This window comes from Vogesella perlucida (assembly GCF_979366545.1).
The window spans coordinates 218934-233204 of the sequence record NZ_CEETRO010000001.1 but is presented as its reverse complement, the minus strand read 5'-3'; the positions used below and the strand labels follow the sequence as shown (position 1 = coordinate 233204).

General features: G+C 64.7%; 16 protein-coding genes. 13 read left to right on the top strand and 3 right to left on the bottom strand.

Going from position 1 to position 14271, the window contains the following annotated elements:
- Positions 1 to 2: 2 nt before the first annotated feature.
- The 11 genes from ACZ9XP_RS01155 (at position 3) to ACZ9XP_RS01105 (ending at position 10207) form a co-directional block, all read left to right on the top strand.
- Positions 3 to 746 carry a methyltransferase domain-containing protein gene (locus ACZ9XP_RS01155; protein WP_465187873.1) on the top strand — a complete coding sequence of 248 codons (744 nt, stop codon included), beginning with the start codon at positions 3 to 5 and terminating at the stop codon, positions 744 to 746.
- On the top strand, positions 739 to 1185 hold the full coding sequence (gene rnhA / locus ACZ9XP_RS01150; RefSeq protein WP_147683803.1) for a ribonuclease HI: 447 nt from the start codon (positions 739 to 741) through the stop codon (positions 1183 to 1185). The genes ACZ9XP_RS01155 and rnhA overlap by 8 nt, the downstream gene beginning before the upstream one ends.
- A gap of 45 nt (positions 1186 to 1230) precedes the next feature.
- The gene (dnaQ, locus tag ACZ9XP_RS01145) at positions 1231 to 1962 is read left to right on the top strand and encodes a DNA polymerase III subunit epsilon (protein WP_465187872.1); all 732 of its coding nucleotides are present in this window, start codon (positions 1231 to 1233) and stop codon (positions 1960 to 1962) included.
- A complete protein-coding gene (gene ispD / locus ACZ9XP_RS01140; protein ID WP_465187871.1) occupies positions 1959 to 2639 on the top strand; it encodes a 2-C-methyl-D-erythritol 4-phosphate cytidylyltransferase in 681 nt (226 codons plus the stop codon). Before dnaQ ends, ispD begins: the two co-directional genes overlap by 4 nt.
- A gap of 32 nt (positions 2640 to 2671) precedes the next feature.
- Positions 2672 to 3157, top strand: coding sequence for a 2-C-methyl-D-erythritol 2,4-cyclodiphosphate synthase (gene ispF, locus ACZ9XP_RS01135; protein WP_147683797.1), 486 nt, complete (start codon positions 2672 to 2674; stop codon positions 3155 to 3157).
- A 28-nt stretch (positions 3158 to 3185) separates the two neighbouring features.
- Positions 3186 to 3848, top strand: a complete 663-nt coding sequence (rpiA, locus tag ACZ9XP_RS01130; RefSeq protein WP_147683795.1) for a ribose-5-phosphate isomerase RpiA — start codon at positions 3186 to 3188, stop codon at positions 3846 to 3848.
- A gap of 134 nt (positions 3849 to 3982) precedes the next feature.
- The gene (phoU, locus tag ACZ9XP_RS01125; protein ID WP_147683793.1) at positions 3983 to 4699 is read left to right on the top strand and encodes a phosphate signaling complex protein PhoU; all 717 of its coding nucleotides are present in this window, start codon (positions 3983 to 3985) and stop codon (positions 4697 to 4699) included.
- 83 nt (positions 4700 to 4782) lie between these two features.
- Complete coding sequence (gene ppx, locus ACZ9XP_RS01120) at positions 4783 to 6276, top strand: exopolyphosphatase (RefSeq protein WP_465187870.1); 1494 nt, start codon at positions 4783 to 4785, stop codon at positions 6274 to 6276.
- A 103-nt stretch (positions 6277 to 6379) separates the two neighbouring features.
- The gene (gene corA / locus ACZ9XP_RS01115) at positions 6380 to 7444 is read left to right on the top strand and encodes a magnesium/cobalt transporter CorA (protein ID WP_465187869.1); all 1065 of its coding nucleotides are present in this window, start codon (positions 6380 to 6382) and stop codon (positions 7442 to 7444) included.
- Positions 7445 to 7505: 61 nt separating this feature from the next.
- Entirely contained in the window at positions 7506 to 9848 is a 2343-nt protein-coding gene (locus ACZ9XP_RS01110; RefSeq protein WP_465187868.1) for a heavy metal translocating P-type ATPase, read from the top strand.
- 86 nt (positions 9849 to 9934) lie between these two features.
- The gene (locus ACZ9XP_RS01105) at positions 9935 to 10207 is read left to right on the top strand and encodes a hypothetical protein (RefSeq protein WP_147683787.1); all 273 of its coding nucleotides are present in this window, start codon (positions 9935 to 9937) and stop codon (positions 10205 to 10207) included.
- A 346-nt stretch (positions 10208 to 10553) separates the two neighbouring features.
- Here the strand turns inward: ACZ9XP_RS01105 and ACZ9XP_RS01100 are convergent, their stop codons facing one another.
- Positions 10554 to 11567, bottom strand: a complete 1014-nt coding sequence (locus ACZ9XP_RS01100; RefSeq protein WP_147683785.1) for a putative sulfate exporter family transporter — start codon at positions 11565 to 11567, stop codon at positions 10554 to 10556.
- Between the two features lie 98 nt (positions 11568 to 11665).
- On the opposite strand from ACZ9XP_RS01100, the gene ACZ9XP_RS01095 reads away from it, so the two are divergent.
- Entirely contained in the window at positions 11666 to 12565 is a 900-nt protein-coding gene (locus ACZ9XP_RS01095; protein ID WP_147683783.1) for a LysR family transcriptional regulator, read from the top strand.
- Between the two features lie 101 nt (positions 12566 to 12666).
- On the opposite strand, the gene ACZ9XP_RS01090 is transcribed toward ACZ9XP_RS01095, so the two are convergent.
- Positions 12667 to 13281 carry a LysE family transporter gene (locus ACZ9XP_RS01090; RefSeq protein WP_147683781.1) on the bottom strand — a complete coding sequence of 205 codons (615 nt, stop codon included), beginning with the start codon at positions 13279 to 13281 and terminating at the stop codon, positions 12667 to 12669.
- A gap of 121 nt (positions 13282 to 13402) precedes the next feature.
- On the opposite strand from ACZ9XP_RS01090, the gene ACZ9XP_RS01085 reads away from it, so the two are divergent.
- Positions 13403 to 13846: an Lrp/AsnC family transcriptional regulator gene (locus ACZ9XP_RS01085; protein ID WP_017508524.1), complete on the top strand. Its 444-nt coding sequence runs from the start codon at positions 13403 to 13405 to the stop codon at positions 13844 to 13846.
- 80 nt (positions 13847 to 13926) lie between these two features.
- On the opposite strand, the gene ACZ9XP_RS01080 is transcribed toward ACZ9XP_RS01085, so the two are convergent.
- Positions 13927 to 14268 carry a hypothetical protein gene (locus tag ACZ9XP_RS01080; RefSeq protein WP_147683779.1) on the bottom strand — a complete coding sequence of 114 codons (342 nt, stop codon included), beginning with the start codon at positions 14266 to 14268 and terminating at the stop codon, positions 13927 to 13929.
- Between the last annotated feature and the right edge of the window lie 3 nt (positions 14269 to 14271).

Here is a 14271-nt window from a genome sequence, read left to right as displayed (position 1 = left end):
CAATGGAAGAATTTGCGGACTGGCTGGCGTGTACCGCACCGGGCCAAGACCTGTTATGCCGCGAGCAGGCCTTTTTCGACCATGCCGTGGCAGATATTTTCGGCTTTCGCGCCGTGCAGCTGGGCCTGGGGGCAGAAGACTTTCTGGCGTGCAGCCGTATACCCTGGCACGGTTATGCCGGTATGGATGGCCAGGCCGATGTGGTGTGTGACCCGGCCTACCTGCCGTTTGACAGCAAAAGCCTGGACTTGCTGCTGTTGCCGCATGCGCTGGATTTTACCAGCGAGCCGCACCAGGTGCTGCGCGAAGCCGAGCGCGTTTTGCTACCCGAAGGCCGGCTGGTGCTTACCGGCTTCAATCCGCTTTCATTGTGGGGTGTCAGCCGGCTGCTGTACCGGCGGCGCGGTGTGCCCTGGTGTGGCAACTTTGTCGGCATCAGCCGCCTGAAAGACTGGATGACTTTGTTGCAACTGGAAACCACCGCCACCCGGTTCATGGCATACTCGCCGCCTTTCGCGCGTGCCGACTGGCTGGCCCGCTGCCGCTTCATGGAGCAGGCCGGCGAATACTGTTGGCCGCAGCTGGCGGGCGTGTATGGCGTGGTAGCCGTCAAGCGCCAGCGCGGCATGCGCCTGATCATGCCGCGCTGGCAGCGTGCCAAGCCGGCCCGGTCGCTGGCAGTAGCCAGCGGCAGCGAGCGCCAACCCATTAACCGAACCCAAGCGAACGAGACAAGCCATGAGTGACGACGCTATCGTCGAGATTTACCCCGATGGTGCCTGCAAGGGCAACCCTGGCCCCGGTGGCTGGGGCGTGCTGCTGCGTTACAAAGGGCAGGAAAAAGAGCTGTTCGGCGGCGAGCACGGCACCACCAATAACCGCATGGAGCTGATGGCGGTGATCCAGGGCCTGCAGCTACTGAAGCGCCCGTGTCGCATTGTGGTGTACACCGACTCGCAATATGTACAAAAAGGCATTTCCGAGTGGATACACGGCTGGAAAGCCCGTGGCTGGAAAACCGCCAGCAAAGAGCCGGTCAAAAATGCCGACCTGTGGCAGCAGCTGGACGCCCTGCGTAATGGCCACCCGCACGTAGAGTGGCGCTGGGTAAAAGGCCACGCCGGCCACGAATTCAACGAGCGCGCCGACCAGCTGGCTAATGCCGGCGTGGAAAGCCTGCGCTAGCCTGTGTTACTGGCAGCCTGCGCGGCTGCCCGCTGAAAGCCCATCATGCGTCAGATCATTCTTGATACCGAAACCACCGGCCTGGACCCGAATCAGGGCCACCGCATCATCGAATTTGCCGGTCTGGAGATGGAAGGCCGCAAGCTGACCGGCCGTAGCCTGCACCTGTACATTCACCCCGAGCGCGATATCGACCCGGACGCCGAGCGCGTGCACGGCATCTCGCTGGCCAGCCTGGAAGGCAAGCCGCGTTTTGCCGAGGTAGCACAGCAGCTGGTGGATTTTATCGACGGTGCCGAGCTCATCATTCATAACGCCCCGTTTGACGTGGGCTTCATGAACGCCGAGTTCAAGCGCCTGGGCATGCCGCCGGTGGCCAAGGTGGCTGGCGGGGTGATCGATACCCTGGCCATGGCGCGCGATAGTTTCCCCGGCAAGCGCAACAGCCTGGACGCGCTGTGCGACCGTTTCGAGATCGACCGCAGTAACCGTACCTACCACGGCGCGCTGATCGACTGCGAGCTGTTGTCCGAAGTCTACCTGTGGATGACGCGTGGCCAGGACAGCCTGCTGATGGACGCCGGCCTGGCCGAAAACGACAACAGCGCCAGCGGCATGCGCATGGCCTTCGAGCGCAAACCGTTGGCCGTCCTGCAGCCCAGCGCCGAAGAGCTAGCCGAGCACAAAGCCTACCTGGACCTGCTGGATAAAAGCGTCAAAGGCAGCTGCCTGTGGCGCAGCATCGAAAACCCGCCGCAGGCGGAGCCCGCCGCATGAGCCAGCGCATTGCCCTGATACCGGCCGCCGGTCATGGCAGCCGTTTTGGTACCGCCACCCCCAAGCAGTACCAGCTGCTACACGGCCAGCCACTGCTGGCGCATACCATCAACGTGCTGTGCGGCTGTGCCGACATAGACCGGGTGGTGGTGGTGATTTCCCCCGGCGACGAATGGTTTGACAGCTATAGTTGGCCGCAAGCCAAGCTGGCAGTGCTGCGCGTGGGCGGTGCCAGCCGTGCGCAAAGCGTGGCCAATGGCCTGGCAGCGCTCGCCGCGGACGAAGACGACTGGGTGCTGGTGCACGACGCCGCGCGCTGCTGCCTGAGCCCCGTTGCACTGCAGCGCCTGCTGGACGAAGTAGGCGACGACGCCATCGGCGGTATTCTGGCGCAGCCGGTAGCCGACACCGTCAAGCTGGGCAAGGTTGGCCGCATTGCCGATACCGTGCCGCGCGATAATCTGTGGCTGGCACAAACCCCGCAAATGTTCCGCGCCGGCCTGCTGGCCGACGCACTGCAGGATGCGGCCAACCCCGCTATTACCGACGAAGCCTCCGCCATCGAGCTGCTGGGCCATGCGCCACGGCTGGTGGCCGGGGAGGCGCAGAATTTCAAGGTGACCTGGCCGGGTGACCTGGCGCTGGCGGCAGCCATTCTGGCCGCGCGCCAGGCCTGACGGCTGCGGCCAACCTTTCGCAAGGACAAGACATGACACCGTTTCGTATAGGCCAGGGTTACGATGTACACCGCCTGGTAGAAGGCCGCCCGCTGATCCTGGGCGGGGTAACGATTCCGCACGACAAAGGCCTGCTGGGCCACTCGGACGCCGACGCGCTGCTGCACGCCATTACCGATGCCGTACTGGGCGCCGCCGCACTGGGCGACATTGGCCGCCACTTTCCCGATACCGACCCCACGTTCAAAGGCGCCGACAGCGGCGTGTTGCTGCAAGAAGCCATGCGCCGCGTGCGCGCCGCCGGCTGGCAGCTGGTGAACGTGGATAGCACCATCATTGCCCAGGCGCCCAAGCTGGCACCGCATATCGACGCCATCCGGGCGCGCATTGCCCAGCTGCTGGAGATTGACGTGGCTTGCGTCAATGTGAAAGGCAAGACCAACGAAAAGCTTGGCTATCTGGGCCGCGCCGAGGCAATAGAAACGCAGGCTGTCTGCCTGCTGGTGCCCGCAAACTGATTTTTCTTTCCCTTTTGGAGTGCCACACATGGACCAGAACCAACTGAAACAACTGGTAGCCCAGGCTGCCGTCAAGCTCGTACCGGAAGACTGCATCGTCGGCGTGGGTACCGGCAGCACCGTAAACTTCTTTATCGACGAGCTGGCCAAGATCAAAGGCCGCATCAAGGGCGCGGTTTCCAGCTCCGAGGCGTCTACCCAGCGCCTGAAAGCCATCGGTATTCCGGTATTCGACCTGAACACCGTGGGCCCGGACGAAGTGCCGGTGTACGTGGACGGTGCCGACGAGGTAAACCATCATCTGCACATGATCAAGGGCGGTGGCGCAGCGCTGACACGCGAGAAAATCGTGGCCGCCGTGGCGCAGCAGTTTATTTGCATTGCCGACCAGAGCAAGTACGTGGAGATCATGGGCAAGTTCCCGCTGCCGGTAGAAGTGATCCCGATGGCGCGCAGCCACGTGGCCCGCGAGCTGGTCAAGCTGGGTGGCCACCCGGAATGGCGCATGGGCGTTACCACCGATAACGGCAATATCATTCTGGATGTACACGGCCTGCAGATTGCCGAGCCGGTAAAACTGGAAAACCAGATCAACCAGATCGTGGGGGTGGTCACCAATGGCCTGTTTGCCCAGCGCCGTGCCGACGTACTGCTGTTGGGTACGCCAGAAGGGGTCAAAGCGCTGCGCTAAACCCGGTAGGCCTGCCCGGTGTGGGTTTGCTGCTGCAAGCCGGCGCTGTGCAGGCCTTTTCTGTGCGGATGAAACATAACTGTCATCTGGCCGCCATATCATGATGCGTTGAGTCTATTTCCGACGAGGTTGCCATGCCTGAACATATTTCCAAACAGTTTGACCTGGAGCTCGAAACCATCCGTACTCGCGTACTGCAGATGGGCGGGCTGGTAGAGCAGCAAATCCGTGCCGCCATGGACGCCTTGCAAAGCGGCGATATCGACCGTCTGGACAAAGTGGTGGCCGACGATACCAAGGTTAACGCGCTGGAAGTGCAGATCGACGAAGACTGCCAGCACATCATTGCGCGCCGTCAGCCAGCGGCCAGTGACCTGCGCATGGTGATCACCGTCATCAAGACCATTACCGACCTGGAGCGCATCGGCGACGAGGCGCAGAAAATCGCCCGCGTTGGCCGCACCATGTACCAGGCTAGCCGCTACCCGGCCCCGCGTTTCCGTGAGGCCGCCAAAATGGCCGAAGTCGCCCTGGGCATGCTGCACCGCGCCCTGGACGCCTTTGCCCGCCTGGACGCTACCGCCGCCATCGAGCTGGCCGAACAAGACCTGCTGCTGGACCAAGACTACGCGTCCGAGCTGCGTGCTCAGGTTACCTTCATGATGGAAGACCCGCGCACCATCAGCATGTCCATCGACACCATGTTTATCTGCAAGGCCATCGAGCGCATTGGTGACCACGCCAAGAACATCTCCGAATACGTGGTGTATCTGGTGAAGGGCAAAGACATTCGCCACACCTCGCTGGAAGACAAAAAGCGTGAATCGCTGGGTGATGCTGCCACGCAATAAGCGTGGCACGCAGGGCCAAGCGGCGGTAACATCGGTTACCGCCGTTTTTTATTGACCTACTGACAAGAGAGAAGGGGTGACATTTGAGCTCCGTTAAGCCCCCGTTTGACGTGCTGGCTACCGTAGATATGGGGTCCAACAGCTTTAGGCTGCAGATTTCCCGCGTGGTAGACGACCAGCTGTATACCCTAGATTCCCTCAAAGACACCGTGCGCCTGGGCGGTGGCCTGCAAGACGACAAAACCCTGGATAGCGAAACCCTGCAGCGTGCCCTGGCCTGTATGGGCCGTTTTGGCGAGCGCCTGCGCGGGCTCGACCCGAAACAGGTACGCGTGGTGGGCACCAACACCCTGCGCGTGGCGAAAAATGCCCCCGAATTCATCGTGGAAGCCGAGCGTTTGCTGGGCTTCCCCATCGAAATTATTGCCGGCCGCGAAGAGGCCCGCCTGATTTACCTGGGCGCCGCCCACAGCCTGCCGGCCACCAAAGAGCGTCGTCTGGTGGTGGATATCGGCGGCGGCTCGACCGAATTCATCATTGGCAGCGGCTATAAGGCCCATGTAACCGAAAGCCTGCCGCTTGGTTGCGTGGTGTTCAGCAAGCGCTTTTTTGTGGACGGCAAGATCAGCAAAAGTACTTTCCGCGACGCCGAGCTGGCTGCCCGTAACGAAATCCAGCGCATCGTGCACGAATACCCGGCCAGCGAATGGCAGCTGGCGGTAGGTACCTCGGGCACCGCGCGCGCGCTGCGCGACATGATGGAAGCCAACGGCTGGAGCAACGGCGAGATCACCCTGCGTGGCATGAAGCGCCTGCGCGACGACCTGATTGCCTGCGGCCACACCAAAGACATTCGCATCAACGGCCTGAAAGACGACCGCGCCCCGGTGCTACCGGGTGGCCTGGCCATCATGATCGCCATTTTCGAGTCGCTGGCTATCGAGCAGATGATCGTGACCGATGGCGCCCTGCGCGACGGCGTGCTGTACGACCTGTTGGGCCGCCAGCGCGAAAAAGACATGCGCGACTCCACCATCACCCAGTTCAAGCGCCGTTACCACGTGGATGTGCAGCAAGCGCAGCGCGTGGCCGAGCTGGCCGAGCGCCTGTTCCGCCTGGTATCGGGCGACGCGCTGGACCCGGACATGCTCAAGCGCGTGGTGTGGGCCGCCAGAGTGCACGAAATCGGCCTGACCATCGCGCACGCTGCCTATCACAAGCATTCGGCTTATGTGCTGACCAATGCCGACATGCCCGGTTTTTCGCGCCGCGAACAAAGCACGCTGGCGACCATCGTGCTGGGTCACCGTGGCGACATGGGCAAAATGGTGAAAGAGGTGGTGGACCCCGCTCTGTGGCCTGCCGTGCTGTCGCTCAGGTTGGCCGCATTGTTCTACCGCAGCCGCAACGAGCTGGACATCAACGCCGTACACGGCCTGACGCCCACTCTGAATGGTTACGCGCTGACCGTGGGCAAAGACTGGCTGGCGGCCAACCCGCTCACCACCGCCGCCTTCCGTCAGGAAATCGCCCAGTGGCGTGCCATCGGTGTGGCACTGGAGCTGCGCGGCGACTAGTACCGCGGGCAGCATGAACCGCAGCGGCGCAGGCCGCTGCCCCCCGGCTTTGCCGCACCTCGGTGCGGCTTTGTCACGTATCAAGGTCTCGAAAAGGATAGCCATGCGCCACCCTGAGCTGAAACAGCGCCACCCTACGCTAGGCGAGGCCCCCGGCACGCTGGCTGTGCCTGCTGGCGACGCGGTGGCCAGCAGTATCTCGCTGGTGGAGTACACCGCCGACGACTACCTGGAGACCCGCTTTGCCACGGTAGAAGCGGGCCTGGCGCACCGGGCGCAGCTGCCCAACCTGTGGTTGAACGTGTACGGGCTCACTGACCCTGCCGTGCTGCAAGCCATCGGCCAGCGCTTTGGCTTGCACCCGCTGGTGCTGGAAGACATCGCCAACATCCGCCAGCGGCCCAAGGTGGACGACTACGGCAGCTACCTGTTCATTGCCACCCGCGTGTACCGCTACCAGCAGGAAGGCCAGCGCCTGGTGCACGACCAGGTCTACCTGGTGATCGGCAGCGGCTTTGTGCTGACCTTCCAGACCCGGCCGCTGGGGGTATTCACCAGCCTGCGCGAGCGTCTGCAGGCCGGGCGTGGCCTGGTGCGCCAGCTGGGGGCAGACTACCTGGGCTATTCGCTCCTGGACGCCATTATCGACGACTATTTTGGCGTGCTGGACCAGTTCAACGCCCGGGTGGAAGACCTGGACCGCCAGGTACTCAGCGGCCACGACCGTTTCATCCTGGCACGCATCCAGCGCCAAAAGCAGGACGCCATGCGCCTGCGCCGCGCACTGGTGCCGCTACGCGAGGTGCTCAATACGCTGACCCGTGGCGATTACGCCTTCTTCCAGCGCGACACCATGGTCTACCTGCGCGATGCCTTCGACCATACCCTGCACCTGATCGAGTCGCTGGAAGCCGCGCGCGAAGCCATCGGCGGCATGCTGGACTTGTACATGTCGGCGCAGTCCAACCGCCTGAACGTGCAGATGCGTGTACTCACGGTGATTACCATCATCTTCATGCCGCTGACACTGATTGCCGGTATCTACGGCATGAACTTCGACTACATGCCCGAGCTGCACTGGCACTTTGGTTACTACTACGCCATTGGCCTGATGGGCGCCATTGCCCTGGGGCTTGGCATTGTGTTCTGGCGCCGGCGCTGGCTATAGCGGCTTGTTAAATACCCCTGCGGGGTATAGGATGAGGCCGTCAGTCAACTGGTAATACCCGATGAACACTGCCCATTTGCACCTGCCCGTCCATGGCATGAGCTGCGCCGCCTGCGCACTGCGCATCGAAAAACTGCTGAACCGTCTGCCCGGCGTGGCCGCCAATGTGAGCTTTGCCAGCGAGAGCGCCGATATCCAGTACGACCCGGCGCAAACCACACCACAGCAGCTGCTGGACAGCATCGCCCGCGCAGGCTTTAGCGTGCCGGACAGCGTGCTGACGCTGGCGCTCACCGGCATGAGCTGCGCCGCCTGCGGCCAACGTATCGAAAAGGTGCTGAATCGCCAGCCCGGCGTGCAGGCCAGCGTCAATATTGCCAGCGAAACCGCGCAGCTGCGCTTTGCCCGCGGCCTGTATACCCCCGAGCAGCTGGTGGCCGTGGTGCAGGGCACAGGCTTTGGGGCCAGCGTGCTGGATGATGCCGCGCCGGCCACACCGCCGCACGACGACCGCCGCGAGCAGGCCTGGTTTGCCTTGGCGCTGCTGCTCACGCTGCCGTTTGTCGGCGAGATGGTCGCCATGTTCGGCGGCGGCCACCACGGCTGGCTGCCGCGCGAATGGCAGCTGCTGCTCTCTGCGCCGGTGCAGTTCATCGTGGGCTGGCGTTTCTACCGTGGCGGCTACCACGCGCTGCGCAGCGGTGCTGCCAATATGGATGTGCTGGTAGCGCTAGGCACCAGCGTGGCGTGGCTGCTATCGGCGTGGGTCACGTTGGCCGCAGACCACAGCCAGCACGTGTATTTCGAGGCCAGCGTGTCGGTCATCACGCTGGTGCTGCTGGGCAAGCTGCTGGAAAGCCGCGCCAAACGCCGCACCGCCGGGGCCATCGAGGCGCTGCTGGCGCTGTCGCCCAAAACGGCCAACGTGGAACGCGACGGCCAGCTGCACGAGGTCGCCATTGGCAAGCTGCTGCCTGGTGATGTGGTGGTGTTGCGCCATGGCGAACGGCTGGCGGTAGACGGCACCGTGCTGGCCGGTAGCGCGGTGCTGGACGAAAGCGCGCTGAGCGGCGAAAGCCTGCCGGTAGCGCGTGGCGAAGGCGACACCGTGTACGCCGGCACCCAGAACGCTGGCGGCATGCTCAAGGTGCGCGCTGCCAGTGTCGGGCAGGCCACGCAGCTGGCCGCCATCGTGCGCGCCGTGGCGCAGGCGCAGGGCAGCAAGGCACCGATCCAGGCGCTGGCCGACCGCATTTCTGCCATCTTCGTGCCGGTGGTGTTGGCCATTGCCGCGCTCACGCTACTGGCCAGCGCCTGGTGGAGCGGCAGCTGGCAGCAGGCGCTGATTCACGCCGTGGCGGTGCTGGTGATTGCCTGCCCGTGCGCGCTGGGTCTGGCCACGCCCACGGCAGTGATGGTCGGCGTTGGCGTGGGCGCGCGGCGCGGCATCCTGTTCCGCCACGCCGCCGCCCTGCAGCATGCGGCCAACATCGACCTGCTGGTGGTGGACAAAACCGGCACCCTGACCGAAGGCAAGCCGCAGCTCACGGACATCATCCCGCTGGCCAGCATCGACCCCGACGCGGTACTCACGCTAGCCGCCACGCTAGAGCAGGGGGCCGAGCACCCGCTGGCGCAAGCCATCGTGCAGGCCGCCGCCGCCCGCCAGCTGGCGCTGCCGCATCTGGCCGGTTTTGACAGCGACATCGGTCACGGCGTACGCGGCCAGATTGCTGGCCAGCCCTACCGCTTGGGCGAGCCACAGTGGGCGCTGGGCCAGCTGCCGCCGCAGGCCGCCGCGCTGTACGCACAGGGCAAAACCGTGCTGGCGCTGGCCGCTGGCGATACACCGCTGGCGCTGCTGGCGCTGGCCGACCGCCTGCGGCCAAGCTCCGCCGCTGCCGTCGCCGCCTTGCAAGCCATGGGGGTAGAGGTGGTGATGCTCACCGGCGACAAGCAGGCCACCGCCGACGCCATCGCCGCCGAGGCCGGCATACGCCAGGTACACGCCAGCCAGCGCCCGCAGGACAAGGCTGCCTACATCCAGCGCCAGCAAGCCGCCGGCCGCCGCGTGGCCATGGTGGGCGACGGCATCAACGACGCGCCAGCGCTGGCCGTGGCCGACGTCAGCTTTGCCATGGGCGCCGGTGCCGACATCGCCATCGACACGGCGGATGTGACACTGATGCACGGCAACCTGCAGCACCTGGCCGACGCGCTGCGCCTGGCGCGCGCCACGCTGGGCAAGATCCGCCAGAACCTTTTCTTTGCCTTTGTCTACAACGTGCTGGGCATCCCGCTGGCCGCGCTGGGCCTGCTCAACCCGGTACTGGCCGGCGCTGCCATGGCGCTCAGCTCGGTGTCGGTGGTGAGCAATGCGCTGCTGCTGCGGCGCTGGCGGTGATGAGAGGTGTGCTGTGGCGTGTGTAGCCACTTGTAGCTCGGATAAGCCGCAGGCGCATCCGGGGAGGGGAGACGCACGTAGGATGGGTGAAGCGCAGCGTACCCCATCAGTATGATGCGAGCGAGGCGATGGGTGACGGCGCAACCGCCTGTATCCATCCTGCGTGCTGCGACAAGGAAGCGACAATGAGCAATGTCATTGAGTGGTGTCTTGGCGTATTACACTGGCTAGCCCGCTACCTGCTGGAAGTGCTATTGCCAGCTTTTATTGAGCACAAGCTGGGCAAGCCCTGGATCGTGATCGCTTTGGTGATGCTACTGATAGGCGTCACGCTATATTGCTACTTCTATTGGCGGTAAGCCCGTAACCCGGATAAGCAACGGCGCATCCGGGGAATACGTCGAATGGGTGAAGCTCGTGGGTTGGGTGAAGCGTAGCGTAACCCATTGGTATGATGCGAGCGAGGCGATCGGTGACGGCGCAAGCGCCTGCACCCATCCTATGCGCTGGTGACTTGTCGACCTTGTCCACCTCGTAGCCCGGATAAGCCGCAGGCGCATCCGGGGAGGGGAGGAGGCTAGCTGGACAGCGCGCTGGCTTTGCCCAGCCAGGGTTGGCCGCACGGGTAGTCTTACCTCTCATGTTGCTCAATAGAGGTCAATTATTGAACCCGGATGCGCCTGCGGCTTATCCGGGTGACGACTTTCAAACCGCTGACGCCAGCAGCCAGTTAAACAGCCCGCCGCCCACCATCAGCCAGCCAAATAGCAGCCCGGCCAGTAGCAGCGGTGGCCAGCCGGCGGCGCGGATGGCGCTGGCGCGGGTGTCCAGCCCCAGTGCGGCCATGGCGGTGGCCAGCAGCAGGGTGGTGAGCTGCTGCAGCGGGGCCACCACGCTGGCCGGCAGCCAGCCGCTGCTGTTCAGCGCCACCATCGCCACGAAGCCGAAGGCAAACCACGGGATGGTGATGCGGCCACGCTGGCCGCTGGCCTGCGGCTGGCGGCGTTGCCACCACGCAGCCAGCAGTAGCAGGAACGGCGCCAGCATCATGACGCGCAGCATCTTGGTCAGCACCGCGGCGTTGGCCGCCTGCTCGCTTATCGCCTTGCCGGCGGCCACCACCTGCGCCACCTCGTGCAGGGTGGAGCCGGTCATCACACCGTAAGCCGTCTCGCTCAGCCCCAGGCTGGCCAGCAGCGGGTAGGCCGCCGGGTACAGCAGCATGGCGATGCTGCCAAACAGCACCACGCCCGCCACCGCCAGGCTGGCGCGCTCGCCGCTGGCGCGGATCACCGGCTGGGTGGCCATCACCGCCGCCGCGCCGCAGATGGCGCTACCGGCGCCGATCAGCACGCTGCTTTCGCGGTCCAGGCCCAGCCGTGGGCCGGCCCACAGCGCTAGCGCGAAGGTGCTGCCCAGTACGGCCGCGTCGATCAGCCACACGGTGGCGCCCAGCTGGCCCAGCTCGCCCAGCGTCAGGCGCAGGCCAAATAGCACGATGCCGGCGCGCAGCAGCGTGGTTTTGCAGAACGCCAGCGTGGCGGGGGCAGGGCGCGTGTGGCGCGGGCCCAGGTTGGCCGCCAGTATGCCCAGCAGCATGGCCAGCGTGAGGGCAGACACGCCGTGTGCGGCCAACCAGGGCAGGGTGGCCAGCCACAGCGAAGCCAGTGCCAGCGCACCTGCCAGCAGCAGGCCGTGATGTTTATCTGAAATATTCATATCGTTATTACCATCGTGAATAAACCAAGCTTAGTAGGCGGCTATTCAGTGGTAAAACAGATAATATGAATGCTACTAATCACTAAAACCGATCAATCATGCCGCTAAGACTGTCGCTACGTGAACTGGAAGTGTTTGCTGCGGTGGCCGCCTGCGAGTCAGTGACGCGCGCGGCGGCCGAGGTGGCGCTGTCGCAATCGGCTGCCAGCCAGGCGCTGGCGCAGCTGGAGCAGGCGCTGGGTGTGCCGCTGTTCGACCGCATCGGTCGTGGCCTGCAGCTGAACGAACACGGCCGCGCGCTACTGCCGCGGGCGCGTGCGCTGCTGGACGAAGCCGCGGCGCTGCAAGACCTGTTTGGCGAGGCAGCGCTGTCGCTGCGGCTGGGCGCCAGTACCACCATTGCCAACTATTTGCTGCCACAGCGGCTGGCCGCCTTGCGCCAGCGTTGGCCGCAATGCCGTGTAAGCCTGCAGGTGGCCAATACCCGCGACATCGTGGCGGCGGTGGCGGCGCTTCAGGCCGACTTTGGCCTGATCGAAGGGCCGTGCCACCACCCGGCGCTGCACAGCTTGCCGTGGCAGCAAGACGAGCTGCTGGTGTTTGCTGCGGCCAACCACCCGCTGGCTGGGCGGGCGGTGAGCCTGGCCGAGCTGGCGGCGGCGCCGTGGCTGCTGCGCGAGGCCGGCTCCGGCACCCGCGAGGAAGTAGAACGCGTGCTGCTGCCGCATCTGGGCAGCCTGAACGTTGAAATGGAGCTGGGCGATTCCGAGGCCATCAAGCGCGCCGTGGCGGCCGGGCTGGGGGTGAGCTGCCTGTCACGCCGCGTGGTGGCCGAGCTGCTGGACAGCGGCGCACTGGTGCCGCTGCGCACCACCTTGCCGCCGCTACAGCGCACTTTATGGTGCATCCGTCACCGCGACAAGGCGCCGGGCAGCAGCATGCGTGCTTTTCTGCAGCTGGACGGCCTGGTGCCTGAGGGCCGCTCACAAAAGCCCTGAGTCTGCTTTGTGCCGCCTGGCCGTAGCATTTGTATTGCCTGCATCCTTACCTTGGCCCAGTTGTGCTACCTGCGTGTGTCAGCGGCGTTTGCAACCCGTGCTTAGCCAGCCAGCGTGCGCCACGCCATCAGCACGGCAAAGCTGATGAGCAGCACACCGCACAGCTGGTTGATGCGCCGTTGCCCGGCCGGCCCCAGCCGGGCTAGCAGGCGCCCGCCGCCGTAGGCCAGCAGCAACCACCATAGCGCCGAGCCGGCAAACACGCCCGCCACCATCAGTACCGCGTCTGCCGGGGCGGGTTGCTGGCCGCTGGCCAGGCTGGCAAACACCGCAATAAACGACAGCATGGTCATCGGGTTGCTCAGCGTGAGCCCCAGCGCTGATAGGTAGGCAACTAATAGCCCCCCGCCTTCGCTCGCCTCGGCGGCATGGTTGGCCGCAGCACGGCGCAGCGTGCCCACGCCCATGTACAGCAGCAGCGCACTACCCGCCAGCGCCAGCGGCGTGGCGATGGCGCTGAGCAGGTGCAGCAGCGTGCCCATGCCGGCAGCACCGGCGCTGGCGTACAGGCCGTCGGCACTGGCGGCGCCCAGGCCGGTGACAAAACCGGTGGCCGGGCCACGGCGCAGCGTGCGCTCGATACACAGCAGGCCGATGGGGCCGACCGGCGCGGCGATGGCCAGCCCGATGGCGGCCGCCTCCAGAAACAGGTTCATGGTGTTCTCCTTTGCTGCTGCATAGTGTGGCGCGGCGTGCGGTGGCTGCCCATGCCGTAATGCAGGCGATGCGCTATGCTGGACTAAGAAAATCAGGCCAAACAGCAGAAGGGCTTAACAAATGGAAGTAGACGCCAAATCGTGGGCCATTTTGGCCGCTTTGCAGGACAACGCCCGCCAATCGCTGACCGAGCTGGCGCAGGCGGTGGGGCTGTCGGTACCGGCGGTATCGGAGCGGGTAAAGCGGCTGGAAGAGGCGGGGGTGATACGCGGCTACCACGCGGTGGTGGCGCCGCTGAAAGCCGGCTACGCGCTGTCGGCGCTGGTGGGCATTACAGTGCCGCAGCCGGCCAAGAAAACGCTGCTGGACAGGTTGGCCGCCATGCCGGAGGTGCAGGAGTGCCACCACGTGACCGGGGTGGATTCCTATGTGTTCCGCGTGCTGGCGCGCGACGTGCAGCATCTGGAGCTGCTGGTGTCGCACCTGAATGATCTGGGCGAGACGCGCACCAGCATCATTCTGTCTACGCCGCTATCGGCGCGGCCGGTGTGCCCGCCACGTTAGGTGGTGTTCCTGTACAAAACAACAAGGCCCTGCCGCATGGCAGGGCCTTGTTCGTTGCGGCCAACCTTGGTGGCAGGCGCTTAGTCTACGCGGATGTACGCCCAGCCTTTGGCTTTCATGCAGCTGCGGTACATATCGTCGCGCTGTTCGGCATTGGCATCAAAGCTCTCGCGGCGTTCCGGTTCCCAGTAGCCAGGCGTCCAGGTGCACTGGTTGTTGGCGCCGCAGACCTGCCGTGGCGGCTGAAACGACGAAGGGCGTGTCACGCGCTCGCGCATCTCGGCGGGGAAGGCTTTGGCGGCTTCCTGTTTGCACGGGTAGCTTTCCGCGTCAAAGTTGCGCGTGCCGTCGCCGTGGCGCCACTGGTAGGTGGCGCAGCCGGCCAGCAGGCTGCACAGCAGCAGCGGGATAAAGGCTTTCATGGC

Bases quoted from the DNA above. Each gene is read 5' to 3' on its own strand.
- ispD (WP_465187871.1), top strand. From the start codon at position 1,959: ATGAGCCAGCGCATTGCCCTGATACCGGCCGCCGGTCATGGCAGCCGT.
- ACZ9XP_RS01090 (WP_147683781.1), bottom strand. From the start codon at position 13,281: ATGAACCTGTTTCTGGAGGCGGCCGCCATCGGGCTGGCCATCGCCGCG.
- rpiA (WP_147683795.1), top strand. From the start codon at position 3,186: ATGGACCAGAACCAACTGAAACAACTGGTAGCCCAGGCTGCCGTCAAG.
- dnaQ (WP_465187872.1), top strand. From the start codon at position 1,231: ATGCGTCAGATCATTCTTGATACCGAAACCACCGGCCTGGACCCGAAT.
- ACZ9XP_RS01100 (WP_147683785.1), bottom strand. From the start codon at position 11,567: ATGAATATTTCAGATAAACATCACGGCCTGCTGCTGGCAGGTGCGCTG.
- ACZ9XP_RS01095 (WP_147683783.1), top strand. From the start codon at position 11,666: ATGCCGCTAAGACTGTCGCTACGTGAACTGGAAGTGTTTGCTGCGGTG.
- ACZ9XP_RS01110 (WP_465187868.1), top strand. From the start codon at position 7,506: ATGAACACTGCCCATTTGCACCTGCCCGTCCATGGCATGAGCTGCGCC.
- ispF (WP_147683797.1), top strand. From the start codon at position 2,672: ATGACACCGTTTCGTATAGGCCAGGGTTACGATGTACACCGCCTGGTA.
- ACZ9XP_RS01085 (WP_017508524.1), top strand. From the start codon at position 13,403: ATGGAAGTAGACGCCAAATCGTGGGCCATTTTGGCCGCTTTGCAGGAC.
- ACZ9XP_RS01155 (WP_465187873.1), top strand. From the start codon at position 3: ATGGAAGAATTTGCGGACTGGCTGGCGTGTACCGCACCGGGCCAAGAC.
- rnhA (WP_147683803.1), top strand. From the start codon at position 739: ATGAGTGACGACGCTATCGTCGAGATTTACCCCGATGGTGCCTGCAAG.
- corA (WP_465187869.1), top strand. From the start codon at position 6,380: ATGCGCCACCCTGAGCTGAAACAGCGCCACCCTACGCTAGGCGAGGCC.
- ACZ9XP_RS01080 (WP_147683779.1), bottom strand. From the start codon at position 14,268: ATGAAAGCCTTTATCCCGCTGCTGCTGTGCAGCCTGCTGGCCGGCTGC.
- phoU (WP_147683793.1), top strand. From the start codon at position 3,983: ATGCCTGAACATATTTCCAAACAGTTTGACCTGGAGCTCGAAACCATC.